Source organism: Paenibacillus sp. 01T443 (genome assembly GCF_056398325.1).
The window spans coordinates 184,206-198,072 of the sequence record NZ_JBFTPE010000004.1 but is presented as its reverse complement, the minus strand read 5'-3'; the positions used below and the strand labels follow the sequence as shown (position 1 = coordinate 198,072).

Annotated in this window: 20 protein-coding genes; 18 read left to right on the top strand and 2 right to left on the bottom strand. The window is 47.6% G+C overall.

Annotated elements, in window-relative coordinates:
- The first annotated feature begins 73 nt into the window (after positions 1-73).
- The 11 genes from mobA to AC1DLI_RS07035 all read left to right on the top strand — a co-directional run bounded on the left by mobA (position 74) and on the right by AC1DLI_RS07035 (position 6,645).
- Positions 74-673 (top strand): molybdenum cofactor guanylyltransferase, encoded by a 600-nt coding sequence (gene mobA / locus AC1DLI_RS07085; RefSeq protein WP_477600933.1) that lies wholly within the window; start codon positions 74-76, stop codon positions 671-673.
- Between the two features lie 81 nt (positions 674-754).
- Positions 755-1,261, top strand: coding sequence for an N-acetyltransferase family protein (locus AC1DLI_RS07080; protein WP_477600931.1), 507 nt, complete (start codon positions 755-757; stop codon positions 1,259-1,261).
- The gene (locus AC1DLI_RS07075) at positions 1,258-1,971 is read left to right on the top strand and encodes a metallophosphoesterase family protein (protein WP_477600929.1); all 714 of its coding nucleotides are present in this window, start codon (positions 1,258-1,260) and stop codon (positions 1,969-1,971) included. Before AC1DLI_RS07080 ends, AC1DLI_RS07075 begins: the two co-directional genes overlap by 4 nt.
- A gap of 3 nt (positions 1,972-1,974) precedes the next feature.
- Positions 1,975-2,424 (top strand): VanZ family protein, encoded by a 450-nt coding sequence (locus tag AC1DLI_RS07070; protein ID WP_477600927.1) that lies wholly within the window; start codon positions 1,975-1,977, stop codon positions 2,422-2,424.
- Between the two features lie 86 nt (positions 2,425-2,510).
- A complete protein-coding gene (locus AC1DLI_RS07065) occupies positions 2,511-2,747 on the top strand; it encodes a hypothetical protein (RefSeq protein WP_477600925.1) in 237 nt (78 codons plus the stop codon).
- 69 nt (positions 2,748-2,816) lie between these two features.
- Positions 2,817-3,878, top strand: a complete 1,062-nt coding sequence (gene hisC / locus AC1DLI_RS07060) for a histidinol-phosphate transaminase (protein ID WP_477600923.1) — start codon at positions 2,817-2,819, stop codon at positions 3,876-3,878.
- A complete protein-coding gene (locus AC1DLI_RS07055; protein ID WP_477600921.1) occupies positions 3,878-4,345 on the top strand; it encodes a hypothetical protein in 468 nt (155 codons plus the stop codon). The genes hisC and AC1DLI_RS07055 overlap by 1 nt, the downstream gene beginning before the upstream one ends.
- Before the next feature lie 164 nt (positions 4,346-4,509).
- The gene (locus tag AC1DLI_RS07050) at positions 4,510-5,115 is read left to right on the top strand and encodes a TetR/AcrR family transcriptional regulator (protein WP_477600919.1); all 606 of its coding nucleotides are present in this window, start codon (positions 4,510-4,512) and stop codon (positions 5,113-5,115) included.
- Positions 5,116-5,121: 6 nt separating this feature from the next.
- Positions 5,122-5,511, top strand: coding sequence for a DMT family transporter (locus AC1DLI_RS07045; protein ID WP_477600917.1), 390 nt, complete (start codon positions 5,122-5,124; stop codon positions 5,509-5,511).
- A 1-nt stretch (position 5,512) separates the two neighbouring features.
- Positions 5,513-5,836: a DMT family transporter gene (locus AC1DLI_RS07040; protein ID WP_477600915.1), complete on the top strand. Its 324-nt coding sequence runs from the start codon at positions 5,513-5,515 to the stop codon at positions 5,834-5,836.
- Positions 5,837-5,964: 128 nt separating this feature from the next.
- Positions 5,965-6,645 carry a serine/threonine-protein kinase gene (locus tag AC1DLI_RS07035; protein WP_308995290.1) on the top strand — a complete coding sequence of 227 codons (681 nt, stop codon included), beginning with the start codon at positions 5,965-5,967 and terminating at the stop codon, positions 6,643-6,645.
- 65 nt (positions 6,646-6,710) lie between these two features.
- On the opposite strand, the gene AC1DLI_RS07030 is transcribed toward AC1DLI_RS07035, so the two are convergent.
- Positions 6,711-6,920 carry a ubiquitin family protein gene (locus AC1DLI_RS07030; protein ID WP_308995289.1) on the bottom strand — a complete coding sequence of 70 codons (210 nt, stop codon included), beginning with the start codon at positions 6,918-6,920 and terminating at the stop codon, positions 6,711-6,713.
- Positions 6,921-7,207: 287 nt separating this feature from the next.
- On the opposite strand from AC1DLI_RS07030, the gene AC1DLI_RS07025 reads away from it, so the two are divergent.
- The 7 genes from AC1DLI_RS07025 (at position 7,208) to AC1DLI_RS06995 (ending at position 13,629) form a co-directional block, all read left to right on the top strand.
- Positions 7,208-7,627 (top strand): RrF2 family transcriptional regulator, encoded by a 420-nt coding sequence (locus tag AC1DLI_RS07025; protein ID WP_076266281.1) that lies wholly within the window; start codon positions 7,208-7,210, stop codon positions 7,625-7,627.
- Between the two features lie 73 nt (positions 7,628-7,700).
- On the top strand, positions 7,701-8,012 hold the full coding sequence (trxA, locus tag AC1DLI_RS07020) for a thioredoxin (RefSeq protein ID WP_308995288.1): 312 nt from the start codon (positions 7,701-7,703) through the stop codon (positions 8,010-8,012).
- A gap of 282 nt (positions 8,013-8,294) precedes the next feature.
- Positions 8,295-9,065 (top strand): glycosyltransferase family 2 protein, encoded by a 771-nt coding sequence (locus AC1DLI_RS07015; protein ID WP_477600912.1) that lies wholly within the window; start codon positions 8,295-8,297, stop codon positions 9,063-9,065.
- Between the two features lie 67 nt (positions 9,066-9,132).
- The gene (locus AC1DLI_RS07010; RefSeq protein ID WP_364151903.1) at positions 9,133-9,477 is read left to right on the top strand and encodes a DUF2304 domain-containing protein; all 345 of its coding nucleotides are present in this window, start codon (positions 9,133-9,135) and stop codon (positions 9,475-9,477) included.
- Positions 9,477-9,821 carry an EamA family transporter gene (locus AC1DLI_RS07005; RefSeq protein ID WP_477600910.1) on the top strand — a complete coding sequence of 115 codons (345 nt, stop codon included), beginning with the start codon at positions 9,477-9,479 and terminating at the stop codon, positions 9,819-9,821. Before AC1DLI_RS07010 ends, AC1DLI_RS07005 begins: the two co-directional genes overlap by 1 nt.
- A 35-nt stretch (positions 9,822-9,856) precedes the next feature.
- On the top strand, positions 9,857-11,128 hold the full coding sequence (locus tag AC1DLI_RS07000; RefSeq protein WP_477601188.1) for a phospholipid carrier-dependent glycosyltransferase: 1,272 nt from the start codon (positions 9,857-9,859) through the stop codon (positions 11,126-11,128).
- A 125-nt stretch (positions 11,129-11,253) separates the two neighbouring features.
- Positions 11,254-13,629 (top strand): S-layer homology domain-containing protein, encoded by a 2,376-nt coding sequence (locus tag AC1DLI_RS06995; protein ID WP_477600908.1) that lies wholly within the window; start codon positions 11,254-11,256, stop codon positions 13,627-13,629.
- A 73-nt stretch (positions 13,630-13,702) separates the two neighbouring features.
- Here AC1DLI_RS06995 and AC1DLI_RS06990 read toward each other — a convergent pair whose 3' ends face one another.
- The gene (locus AC1DLI_RS06990; protein ID WP_308995283.1) at positions 13,703-13,846 is read right to left on the bottom strand and encodes a hypothetical protein; all 144 of its coding nucleotides are present in this window, start codon (positions 13,844-13,846) and stop codon (positions 13,703-13,705) included.
- Positions 13,847-13,867 lie beyond the last annotated feature (21 nt).

The window sequence follows — 13,867 nt, the reverse complement described above, 5'->3', positions numbered from 1 at the left end:
CAAAATGAAGACTAAAGCCTGTCGAGCGTCAATACTCGGCAGGCTTTCTTTCTATTTATAGGGGGATGGGAACATGGAAAACCATCATATTCAAGGTTTGATACTCGCTGGCGGGCTAAGCACGAGGATGGGAACGGATAAAGCGCTGCTGCCTATTGCGGGCAAGCCGCTCCTCTATCGGCTCGTAGAAGAAGTATCGCGTTTGACGCAGCATGTGACGGTATCGGTTGGATCACCTGAGCGCGAAGCGCTATATCGGGAGAGCTTGGGCGATTTGGGAGAGACGGTGAGCTTCGCTGTTGATCTTATTCCTGAATGCGGACCGTTATCGGGGCTTCATGCTGGTTTATCTGCTATTGGTGACGGTTATGTATTTACGATGGCATGCGATATGCCGCAGCTGTCTGAGGAGCTGCTTTCCGCTCTTCTTACTCATACGGATAGCGGGGCAGATGTTATTTACGCCCCCGGCCAGCCATTTCATGCGCTTTACCATGCAAGGACGGCAGGACAAATAGAAGCAGCGCTAAAAGCGGGTGATTTCCGTTTAATGGGACTGCTTAACCGGCTTCGGTCCGTGGAGATCAATCTGCAAGAGCAGGGAGAATCATCCTATTTTATCAATTTAAATACCCCTGCGGACTACAATAAATATATAGCGCGCAATGAGTGATATGATATAATTTGTCAAAGCTCTGAGAGTCCTATTTCAAGAAAATGCAAGAATAACATAGAAGGGTAAGAGGTGGCGAGCATGACCAGACAGCTACAATATGAAATAGCGGATGCGCAGCTAAGCGATCTGGAGCGTATTGTCGACATTTATAATTCAACGGTTGCAAGCAGGATGGTTACGGCAGATTTGGAGCCTGCAACGGTAGAGAGCAAGAGAGCGTGGTTCGATGATCATTCGGCTGATTTTCGTCCGCTGTGGATTCTGCTCATTGAGGGAGAAGTCGCGGCGTGGTTCAGCTTTCAATCGTTTTACGGCAGGCCTGCTTATAATGAAACGGCAGAAATAAGCATATATATAGCGGAGCCCTATCGCAAGCTTGGTCTCGGCTCCGTGCTAATTCAGAAGGCCATCGATGAATGTCCTCGTCTGGGCCTCAGCACGCTGCTCGGCTTCGTGTTTGGGCACAATGAGCCAAGCTTGGCGCTGCTTCGCAAGTTCGGCTTTGAGGTATGGGGGCATCTTCCTAAGGTCGCGGTACTCGACGGCGTAGAGAGAGATCTTGTGATCTCGGGGAGACGCGTATGAAGAGAACACTGGTAATAAGCGATATACATGGCTGCTATACGCCGTTTAATGATTTGCTCGAACAGATGAACTATTGCCCGGGAGAGGATCAGCTGATGCTGCTTGGCGATTTCGTCGATCGCGGTCCCCAGAGCCGGGAAGTGGTGGAGCAGGTCATCGGGCTGGTTCAAAAAGACGGCGCGATAGCTATTCAAGGCAATCATGACGAACGGCTCGTCGATGTCATGTTGGAGAGGAGCGAGCAGGCGCTGCTCAAGTTTACCGGACATGGAGGAAGGCAAACGGCAGAGAGTTACGCTGGTATCAAGCAGGGCTCGATAGAGCATGTCATCGAACAAGCGAAAGCAGCTGTTCAGGAGCATTTTACGCATCACATGGCGTTTCTCGATAACCTGCCTTACTATCATGAGGATGAGCATTTTATTTATGTGCATGCCGGACTTAATCCGAACTATTTGAATTGGAAGGATCAGCCGACCAGAGATTTTCTCTATATCAAGCAGCCTTTCTTAAGCAGACCGACGAACGTAACTAAAACCGTTATCTTCGGCCATACCAAAACGATTGATATCCACGGAAAACCTGATATTTGGTTTGGTCCCGGAAAGATTGGCGTCGACGGCGGCTGCTCGACCGGACTTCAGCTCAATGGACTAGCGATTACCGGAGCGGATGAGTTTAACGTTTATTCTGTGCCGTGGAGGCTGTAGACGATGCGGTTGTACCCGAATGCCCATTTTAAAAGTTTGCTGCTGAACCTGTTTCTCACCGCGCTTGCGTTTGGGTATGCGCTGATCATGTGCTGGCTGTTATTTTATCGCAATCGTTATTTTGGCGAAGGCTATAGCTATAATTTAGTTCCTTTTTATACGATCAAAAAATACATCATCCATTATGATCATTTTAACTTTGATATCTGGTTCAAGAACTTATTCGGCAATATCGTCCTCTTCATGCCGATTGGCCTATTTCTTCCGCTGTTAAATAAGAAGTACAGCCGCGGACTTGTTCTCACCGCTGCCTCGATCATGCTCATTACAATCGTGGAAATGACTCAAATGCTGACGCGCGTGGGCAGCTTCGATATCGACGATATCATTCTTAACACATTTGGGGCGCTGCTTGGATTGCTGAGTATGAAGCTTCTCGTTCGTCAAGTCTAATGCTCGCATTTAAGCTAGTGAGGGAGAATCGGATACCGTCTCTCATTTGGATCCCCCAGATCCTATTGTTCGGACAAGAGATGTTTATGTACGAGACGCCGCGAATCGACAGCAGTGTGCTGCTAACGGTTTTACTGTTGTTTCTAGGCTTGATCGAATTGGTTTTCTCGGTTTGGAGCTTTATTATTTTTGTAAAAGCAGTAGCCGAAGCCCATCAATTTTCGGCGTGGAAATCGCTCGGGAGCATGTTAATCCCTGCTTTGATTCTATCTGCCATCGTGATTATTATTGTGATCATTGCGATAAGAGTAATTGTTCAGTAATTCGCTAACGCATTAATGTTAATATAATAGCAGTGACTGGAATGCCAAAAACGAAAGGAAGAGTAACCATTGAGTAAATTTTGGAGTCCGCTGACAGCTTCGCTCGTGCCGTACGTGCCTGGCGAACAGCCGAAGGATAAAACGTATATCAAGCTGAATACAAATGAGAACCCCTACCCGCCTTCTCCGAAGGTCATCGAGGCAATTAAGGATGCGGCAAATGCCGACCTGCGTTTGTACCCCGATCCTACCTGCGAGAGTCTTGTGAATGCGGCTGCCGCCTATTACGGATTGCCCGCCGGGCAGGTGTTTGCAGGCAATGGCTCGGATGAAATTTTGGCATTTGCTTTCGCGGCATTCTTCGATCCGGCTAAGAAGCTGTTGTTCCCGGATATCACTTATAGCTTCTATAAGGTATACGCTAAGCTCTACGGCCTGCAGACGGAGCTTGTTCCGCTGGACGAGCAGTTCCATGTACGGGTCGGAGACTTCCGCGCGGATAACGGCGGTATCATCATACCGAATCCCAATGCGCCAACCGCCCAATTGCTTCCGCTCGATGATATTCGCAAGCTGCTTGCAGACCATCCTAATCAGGCTGTCATCATCGATGAAGCCTATATTGATTTTGGAGGACAGTCGGCGGTAGAGCTTATTAAGGATTACCCGAATTTGCTCGTCGTTCAGACGCTCTCGAAATCTCGTTCTTTGGCAGGCTTGCGTGTTGGGTTTGCATTTGGCAGCGAGGAGCTAATTGAAGGATTGAATCGAATCAAAAATTCATTTAATTCCTATACGATTGACCGGCTTGCGCTGGCAGGGGCGGTTGCTTCCTTTGAGGATGATGCTTATTTCAAGGAAACGACAGCGAAAGTGATCGCCACGCGGGAGCGTGTAACGGAGCGGCTTCTCGCGATGGACTTCAAGGTAACCGATTCGAAAGCGAATTTTGTATTCATTTCACATAAATCACTCGCGGCTAAAGCGATCTTCCAGCAGCTGCGCGACAAAGGCGTATTGGTCCGTTATTTCGATCAGCCACGCATCGATGAATACTTGCGGGTAAGCATCGGAACGGATGAAGAAATGAATGCTTTTATCCAGGCGCTGCAAGAAATCGTAGGCGATTAATGGAAGAAACGGTGAAGGAGCAGGTGTTGTTTAAGCGCTCGATGCGCGCGGTGCTGCTGCTCAGCCTTATTTATGCCGCGGCTGGAAATGCATTTTTGTATACGGCTTACTTTAACAGTGCAATCGTGGAGCGCAGCTACCTGGTATGCGGTCTAATGATTCTCGCATTCGCGATTCCCATCGTTAAGCTGTTTCGAAATCGGCATTGGTACTTTCCGATCTTCATCTTCTTGTTTTGGATCCCGTTCAGCGTGTTGCTTGCATTCGTGTTAAGCCAGATTCTGCCGCTATCCCAAAATAACACCGACTTTGGACTGCTGCTCGTTTATTTCCTCATCCTAAATGTTATGGTGATGGTGCTCAGCATCGCACTCGCTATGATCTTTAATGCTTGCTGGATGCTGTGGGGCAAATACAACGGAATTAAAAACAACCGAATCGAAAATAATCAAATCAAGAAGCAATAAAACAGGGAAGCCGTATCTGTTCTCCAAGTGAAGGGGAGCATGTATGGCTTTTTTTTCTGTTCCAGCAAGCCTTGACTTTTTGTCAAAAGCGTCTTACAATTTCGATAAACTAACTAACGTTCGTTAGGTAAACGGGCGAGCCGAGCATGACGGAGGAATGAATGATGAGTAGTGAGCCTACAACGGCGGAGAAAATTAAGCAGGCGGCATTAACGATGTTTACGGAATCCGGCTATGAGGGAGCGGCCCTATCAGAAATTGCCAAGGCGGTTGGCATTAAGACGCCGTCCATTTATGCGCATTATAAATCGAAAGAGCAGCTGTTCGTCCAGCTAATTCAAGAAGTGATTGCGGAAGAGCTGAAGCAGTATGTGGAGCTTCTTCGAGAAATGGAGCAGGAGCCGATTAAGCAGCAGGTATATCGATTGTTCGCTTTCTTCACGGATCTTAACCATATAACAACCGGCCAGGCCTTTTTGAAGCGGACGATTCTTGTGCCTCCGCGCCATTTGAGGGATCAGCTTAGGCAGGATTTCCTGCGGCACGAGAATGAGCTGAGCGAAGGGATTGCTGCAGTCATTCATAAAGGAGCGGCAGAGGGGCTTTTTAACCCGGAAGAGGAAGAACGTTTAATAGCCGTTTTTTACGTATGCGTTGATGGATTGCTCGTCGAAAACCAATTATACGAAGAAGAGCTGTTCGAAAAAAGAAAGCAAATGGTATGGCAATCATTATGGTTGCTTTGGACGATGACAGCGGGAGAGGGATGAATAAGCATGCAGTGGGTATTTTTATTGTTGGCGGGATTTCTTGAGGTAGGCTGGACGTTCGGCCTTAAATATTCGGAGGGCTTTACGCAGCTTGTGCCCAGTATCATTACGGTCGTGCTGCTCGCAGCCAGCTTTATGCTGTTTGCCCGCGCGATGCGTACGATTGAAATTGGCGTTGCGTACGCAATGTTTACGGGGATCGGTACGGTGGGTACCGTTGTAGCGGGTATTCTGATTTTGGATGAGCCGACTGATTTCTGGCGTTTATTTTTTATTGCTTTGCTTGTCGGCGGCATCGTCGGGCTGAAGCTGGTGTCGAAGGAAAAGCCTGCAGCCAAGGCTGAAGCGAATCGGTCAAGCGCAGTCCACATAGAGCGAGAAAAGGTGGGATCTTAATATGGCTTGGGTCTTTTTAATTATTTCCGGATTAGGGGAAGTCGGCGGCGTAACGTTTATGAAGTTGTCTGACGGATTTAAACGCTGGAAGGGTACGGTAGGAGCGATTGGCGCAGGCTTTGTCAGCTTTTTCTTCTTGTCCAAGGCGCTTCAGACCATCCCGATCAGCACCGCATACGGCATATGGACGGGAATCGGCTCGATCGGCAGTGTTATGCTCGGGATGTTTATTTTCGGAGAATCCCGGGATTGGCGTAAATTGTTATTTTTATCGATGATTATTTCGGGAGTTATTGGATTAAAGGTCGTAAGCGGAGGCCATTAAGTCTCGTGAAATCGCATAAGACCGTGATGGAGAGCTGGAGAGCTTTTTGTCATGGTCTTTATTTTTATGGCGGGGGGTCTTACAATGAAAGAAAACATTGTTCGTGGATAAAGAAAGAGGGAACACTCATGATGGATGAGAAGCAGTTGGAGTCATTTATCGGGCTAATGAAGAAGACTCTGCTTTCCGAGCTTGTTCTGGGCAGTATCGACCCTGCGGATCCGATCCGTGTGGACGAGACCCCGCAAGGCTGGAAGCTTCTGGGCGCTGGCAATTATGCGGGTGTGTTTACGCACCGCGATTATTCGGATATTGCTGTAAAGGTATACGCGCCTGGCCGCGAGGGCTGGGAGAGCGAATGCGAGGTTTATAAGCGGATTGGCAGCCATCCTGCCTATTCGATGTGTTATCACGCCGGTGAGCATAACGGGCATTATTATTTGATCTTGAAACGGCTGAAAGGAAAAACGCTGTATCAATGCATCATTGATGGAGTCGTTATTCCCGAAAAGGTGATTCAGGATATCGATGAAGCACTCGATTATGCAAGGTCCCGGGGCCTACATCCGCATGATGTGCATGGCAAAAATGTCATGGTGAAGGATGGACGCGGCATCGTCCTGGATATTTCCGATTTTTTGAAGGAAGAGCCGTGTACGATGTGGGAGGATTTGAAGAAAGCCTACAATAAAATTTACATGCCCTTTCTGTCCAAGAAGGCGATCCCCGTGCCCGAATGGGTGCTGAACGGCGTTCGCAAAGGTTACCGATGGATGAGAAACTCTTCAGTCATCGGACGCTCGTCCTAACAAGGGGGCCAAGCAGCTGCATCCGCTAAGAATGCCGCTGCTTGGAGTAACGCTGCCGTACCATGTTAATGCTCCTCGTCAAAAGCATCTAGCAGCACCTTGGCGAGATCGGCATCCTTTTTAAGCACATGAATCCGTCTCAAGGAATTGCCTTCAATGGTAATTTTGGATTTCAGTCCATTGGCTTTGAAATGGGCCTCCAATCGGTCAATCAACTCCGATCTAGAACCCCCTTCCGTACGAACGGGTATCCATCGATTCCAAAATAATGCCATTTTGCGTCACCTCCTTAAAGTTTTACAAAGTAAAACTAGTTTAGGAAGCATGTGCCTATCGGCTAGGTCGGCTAAACCGAATAAGGGGGCACAATTCATATTTATTCGGAGAGCACGCACAAACATGACAATAGGCGAAAAAATACTTGCGGCGCTATCCAAAAATTGAGCGGGGATAACGGGATCATTCCTTCCGTATGCTAAGAAAGTGATTTGGCGACCTGTCTATTGACAAACTTAACTGTAACTGATAAAATTACAGTACAAAGCAGGGAGGCCCATAAACAGTGAACAGCGAATTTACGATTGCCGTACACAGTCTCGTTTACTTGGCTTATTTACCAGAACGAATGGCTAGCAGCGATATGATTGCCGAGAATGTCGGTACGCACTCTGCTCGTGTTCGCAAGGTAATGGGTGGTTTGCGCCGCAGTGGATATGTGGATACCCGTGAAGGCTCAGGCGGAGGCTACAGGCTGACGATTGATCCCAATGTGGTAACACTTGCTGACATCTATCGAGTGATGGCACAAGGCTCGCTCATTCCGAGTTGGTGCTCGGGCAATCCAGAGATGGATTGTGTCGTTGGATCGAATATGAATCAAGTGATGTTCGGTATATTTTGCACGGCGGAGAAACAGCTGGAAAGCCATTTTAGCGCGATAACGATTCAGGACGTGTTGAAACAAATTCATGCATGCGGATAGCAAATGACGTTTCAATAAGCGGTGAGACGGGTATTCCCTTTATCATACACATTGTTTGGAGAGGATGATTGAAATGGCAGTAGCATTGACAAAAGAAAACTTTAACGAGAGCATTCAAAACGGCGTTTCCCTTGTAGATTTCTGGGCACCTTGGTGCGGACCTTGCAAAATGCAGCTTCCAATTGTTGAGGAGCTTGCAACTGAGCTGGAAGGCCAAGCTGTAATTGCAAAAATCAACGTGGATGAGCAGCCTGAGCTTGCTTCCCAATTTGGCGTTATGAGCATTCCGACATTGATTTTGTTCAAAGACGGTCAACCCGTTGACAAAATGGTCGGCGTTCAAAGCAAAGATGCTTTGAAAGCAAAAATCTCCGGTCAAATGTAAGCAACTTTTTATAATGAAGAAACGTCTAAATATCGTCTGGTATCAGTCTAAGGCTGCTCACCAGGCGATATTTTTTTAATGGTCTCGTCATATCTATCAAACATAAATTGCTATATTATACATCTAATGGATAGGAAAACCGCGGGAAATGCACATTTTTTACACATTTTCACAATCGTTTCTGTTGCTTTCTAATAGAGTTATCTAGTAGAATTGATCTAATTGTGCGCATTGGCGTGCCCAAACTTTGATTTATGGAGTGGTGATGGAGTGAACGCAGTCATGACGAAAAAGGACAGCACGGTAACCGGAGAGTCTCTGCGGCAAGGGTTGACGTCTTCAAAAATATTGATCATTATTCCGGCTTACAACGAAGAGCACAGCATAAGCCACGTGATCCGTGATGTGAAGACTCATTGCCCGTCTGCTCATATATTGGTCATTAATGACGGCTCGAAGGACCGAACTCGCGAGGTAGCTGAAGCGAACGGTGCGGCTGTTGTGACACTCCCGACTAATCTGGGTATTGGCGGCGCCATGCAGACCGGATATCGTTATGCTTACCGCTATGGATATGATGTTGCCGTACAAGTGGATGGAGACGGGCAGCATAAAGCGGAGCAGCTTCACCTTATATTGGATCCCGTGCTTAGCGGGAAAGCCGATTTGGCAATTGGCTCGCGTTTTATTGAGCAAACGGGTTTTCTTTCTTCAGCGTCTCGGAGAGCCGGCATTAAAATTTTGTCTACCATTGTCAGCGCGATGACGCATAAGCGGGTGCTTGATGTAACGTCAGGCTTCAGAGCAGCCAACAAACGGGCGATTTCGGTATTTCAAAGCGATTATGCGACGGATTACCCAGAGGTGGATTCCATTGTGTTGATCCATCGCAGCGGTTTGCGTACAAGCGAGGTTGCGGTTGTCATGGAAGCACGTACGGGCGGGACATCATCAATAAATGCAATGCGTTCTGTGTATTATATGATTAAGGTTACGCTGGCGTTGTTTATACGCAGCCTGAAGTCAACCAAGCCGGCTGAGGTTCAATCCTAGAAGCAAGGGCGGCTTCAATTTTTTTGCTACAAATATGAGTTCGTGATCGCTTGAAGGAGGATACACCATGCAAGCCTTGTGGATTATCACAAGTGTAGGTTTTTTGTTTGTACTGATTATGTTGATTAACCGGAGACTGCTGCGCGAGCAGTATTCGATGCTTTGGCTGTTGTTTGGCGTGGTAATGCTTATTTTATCCGTTCGCGTACAGATCATTGATGCATTGGCAGATGCTGTTGGTATCGATTATGCACCGGCGCTGTTATTTTTGGTTGGTATTTTGTTCTGCATCGCACTTATCCTGCATCTTACGGTTATCGTATCGAAATTGTCGGAGAAGGTTATTCGGCTCACGCAAGAACTTGGAATATTGCATCACGAATTGCATGAACGCAAAAGGTCGGATTCATAATGGCTTATATTATATTGTTTCTTAATATTTTGCTGCTCGTTTCAGGTCAATTGTTGTGGAAAACAGGAATGAACAAAATGGATACGGCGAAAGGTGATACTTGGGTATCGCTGCTCTGGTCACCCCATATTTGGTCGGGGCTTGTTTTGTACGGCATCGCGACGGTTTTGTGGTTATACGTTCTCAAAAAGCTGCCGCTTAGCTTAGCTTATCCGCTGCAAAGCTTGGCGTACGTCATTGCGCTTGTTGCAGCTGTATTTATATTTCACGAATCGGTACCGCTGCAGCGCTGGATTGGTGCCACAATTATCTTGGCGGGCGTAATCGTACTCGCTTGGAAATAGGCCGTATTTAGCATTGAGGGGGATATACGAAATTGGTGGGATGGATTAGGAATAACAAAACCTGGACGATAGCGATCGTCCTCATTTTTATGTTCGCCTTTTATTTAAGAGCCGATTTTCTTACTTCCGTAAAGCATACGGTATCGCATGATACAAAGTATTATGATGAAATGGTGCATCGACTGCTGGATAAAGGGATCTATGGCTATAAGGAAGAGGTTTCGAATGCAAGGGTGACACCGGGTTATCCTTTATTTATGACTGGCGCGTATATGATTGCTGATGCGATCAATGTAGAGCCCTACCCGCTTATTAGATGGATTCAGGCGCTTATTAGCGTTGCTTCTTTGGCTTTGATTTATGCTATTGCCATGCTGGCAACCCGGAATAAATGGGTGGCTATGCTGTCGATAATCATCGGTGCGATTTATCATCCCTTTATTTGGGCGACCGGGGCAGTGCTCACGGAAACACTCGCCTTATTTTTCTTAATGGCTTATCTAGCCATGCAGCTTTACGCTTTCCGTACAGAGCGGAAGCGCGATGCTGCATTTGCCGGTGTGCTTTTGGGCTTAACGGTGCTTGTAAGAGCGGAGTTCTTGCCTATTTTTGTGCCGTTATACGGAGTATTTCTTCTTCAGCGATGGTTTAGCCGTAGAACGGACCTGATGATTTCGAGGAAGTCGAATTGGGCGATTTTCAAAAAAGTTGCTTTATTAGGCATCATTACGGGTCTTTGCTTATCGGCTACGATGCTGCCATGGTGGATTCGCAATGTGGTAACCTTGAACGAATTTGTATTGACGGCTTCGCAATCGAATCCGTTTAAAGCGGGTACATATCCGAATAAGGATTATACTGACAAAATTGTCGTTCAAAACGGAATGTCGCAAAATGAATATGCATGGGCACGGATCAAGGCGGGCTTTACGCAGCAAACCTGGAAATATGTGAAGTGGTATACGGTTGGCAAGCTGGAATATACGTATAATCGGATGTTCTTTGGATCAGGGCATCAGCCGGGATATACGGTATATCCAAAAGGACATAATGTACATCAATTCATTGTATACGGCAGTCTCATACCGCTGCTGCTTCTAATATGGAGATGGAGACATCCAGCGGTTATGCTCGCGGTAGTCATCATCATTATGTCGTTGATCCGGCTCGTATTCGTTCCGGAGTACCGTTACAATTTTACCGTCATGCCGCTTTTTATCATTCTATCGAGCTGGTTAGGCGTGTTTTTATTGCAAAAAATCAAGACTTCTATCGGACGCGGAAAAACCGCACAGCCGATGAAATAAGGAATAAGGAAAGACTGTGGCGGATCCATATCCGACGCAGTCTTTTTTTATACGGCCTGCAACTTCCTTCATGTATGATGCGTCTAATTTATGAATAAATTGGAAAAGCATTGGAGGGTGAAGCAGTGAAGAAAAAGAACAGCAAAAAGCTTGCGGTCATGCTGTCCGCAGCGATGCTCATGAGCGTATTGCCTGCATCGGCATTTGCCGAAAGCGTTAGCAGGCCTGCGGGAGCGGAGGCGGTATCTACGTCTGCGTCAGGAGGAGATACGGTGGATGAAGCTTTTGCGGCTCCGGTTAATGTAGCCATTACGAAGGAGAAAGCAGAGGCATTGGCCAGGCAGTATGTCAGCATTCCTAAGGAGTATACGCTGCAAGGGTCTAACCTTTCTATGGAAATGCTGGCAGGCGGCAAACGCAATGCCTGGGGCCTCGACTTCGTCAAGAAAGTTAACGGTAAGCATTTAGGAAGTATTTATGTTCGTATTCATGCGGATGACGGGCAGCTGCTCGAATTTAACTCTTACACCGATAATCCCTCTGCTAAGCCGACTTATCCGCTTAAGGTAGAGCGGGATGACGCGCAGCAAATCGCGCTAAAATTCATCAACGCCATAGCAGCCAAATACAAAGACAGTATTCAATATAATCCGGAATACGGACTTCAGCTTCTTCCTCCGCTGACGGGCGAGGTGCTACACCGGCTCCGTTATGACCGAGTGGTGAATGATATTCCCTACGTAGACAACTACATAGAGCTTGAGGTGGACAGCGAAGGGCATGTTCGCAGGTACTCGCTCCAATGGGATGATACGATCAAGTTTCCGAAGGTCGATGCGCTTCTAACAGCGGTGCAGGCAAGCGAGAAGCTTCGTGCCGCAGCGGTTCCGCAGCTAACCTATATCGTGCCTTACAATGCACAGGGGAAAAGAAAGCCGCTGCTTAGCTATGAGCTTTCGCCTATAGCTATAGATGCTGCATCGGGCGTGCTTAAGGAACAAGCGAATTTTCCGTCTTTCAGGGCGGGAACGGTTTCTGATACGCCTCTGTCAGAGAAGCCGCTTGGCGAGATGCCTAAAGCGGGGGCCGTAACCGAGAAGCAGGCGGCAGATGCGGCTAAGGCTGCTTTTAAGCTTCCCGCTGATGCGGAATTGAACGGTTCCAACTACAGTGAACAAATAAATGAGAGCACAGGCGTGATGGAAGCGTACTGGCATTTGAATTGGTCCATAAAGAAGGACGGTAAAGAAATTGGCTCAGCCTCCGCTTCTGTGGACGGACGTACGGGAACCGTGCGCAGCTTCTATATCTATTCGTACAATGACCAGGGGCAAGCCGGCAGTCCGAAGGTGTCGCTGGAGCAAGCCTCTGCTTTCGCGGTAGAAGCGGTGAAGAAGCAATTGCCTTGGCTAACGGATGAGCTTTATTTCGTTAAGCCTGATCCCAAGCAGTATGAGGGAATTAACGCAGGGGATAATCGTCAGTACTATTTTAGCTTTGTTCACAAAATCCACGGCGCAGTCATTAATTATGACAACATTAATGTTGCGATCGATTCGAGTACGGGAGAAACGGTTAATTTTGATGCTTACCTTTCGAGCTTTGAATACCCGGCGCAAGCACCGGCTTTAATCAAGAAGGAGCAGGCTGTCTCCAGTTGGTTGGATTACTACCGCACGCAGCTTACGTACCGGTTAGTGCAGCAGTTTTCTTGGAACGGGCAGCCGATCCCGATTGAGAAATATAACCTGATGGTGGCATCGGGCGAAATCAATGGCGATGAGGTCCAGACACAGACAGAAGCAGAGCTTGTATACCAGCTGGTGCCTCGTCTGATCGATGAATCGGTATTTCTGGATGCGGAGACGGGCGGCTGGCGCAATAGGGAAACCGGCGAGGCTACGCAGCTGGAGAAGCCGAAGGCAAAGGATATCGAAGGGCACTGGGCGCAGCGCCAATTGGAATTGATGGTTGCCTATAAAGCGCTCGATGTCAAAAATGGCGAGGTGCGCCCGAATGAGCCGATCACTCGCGGCGAGCTGATCAAGATGCTGGTGCTCGCAAGAAGCAGCGGCCAATCACCGGGCTATGGTTCTGCCGATCGCTCAGATGCCAAGGCTTCATTTAACGATGTCGCTGCTGATTCCAGCTATTTCGTATATGTTGAATCCGCGCTGGAGCAAAATCTAATCGATGTGGGCGATGGCTCGTTTAATCCGAGCGGCAAAGTATCACGTGACGAGATGGCTGAACTAATCGTGCGCGCTTTAGGTTATAATGCGCTTGCGAATTACGATCATATTTTTAAAGCGACATTCAAAGACTCCGCGCAAATTGAGCATAAGGGTCAGGCGGCTATCGTCGTCGGTCTGAAAATCATGAGCCTCGCAGACGGCAAGTTTCTGCCTAAGAAACAGGTGACGCGCGGCGAAGCATCGGTAGCCTTCTTCCGGTACCTGCAATCCCGCGCAGAGCTGAAGGAAGCCCCGATAAGAATGTAGCGCGAACGGCAAATGGCCTGGCATCACCTCGTTAAGGGGATGCCAGGCCATTTTACTGCTTCAAGGGCAAGAGCTAGTCTGTTTTCTTATTGTTTGTGGTGTAGTTAGATGTAGACTTCGTATCTTCGATCGTATCGTTAACGAAAGCCATATCCTGGTTTTTTGCGTGCATATTCGTTGTTCCTTTGTAGTTTCCTTTATGCTTTTTGTTTTCCATTAACTCATCTCCTCATCGTAA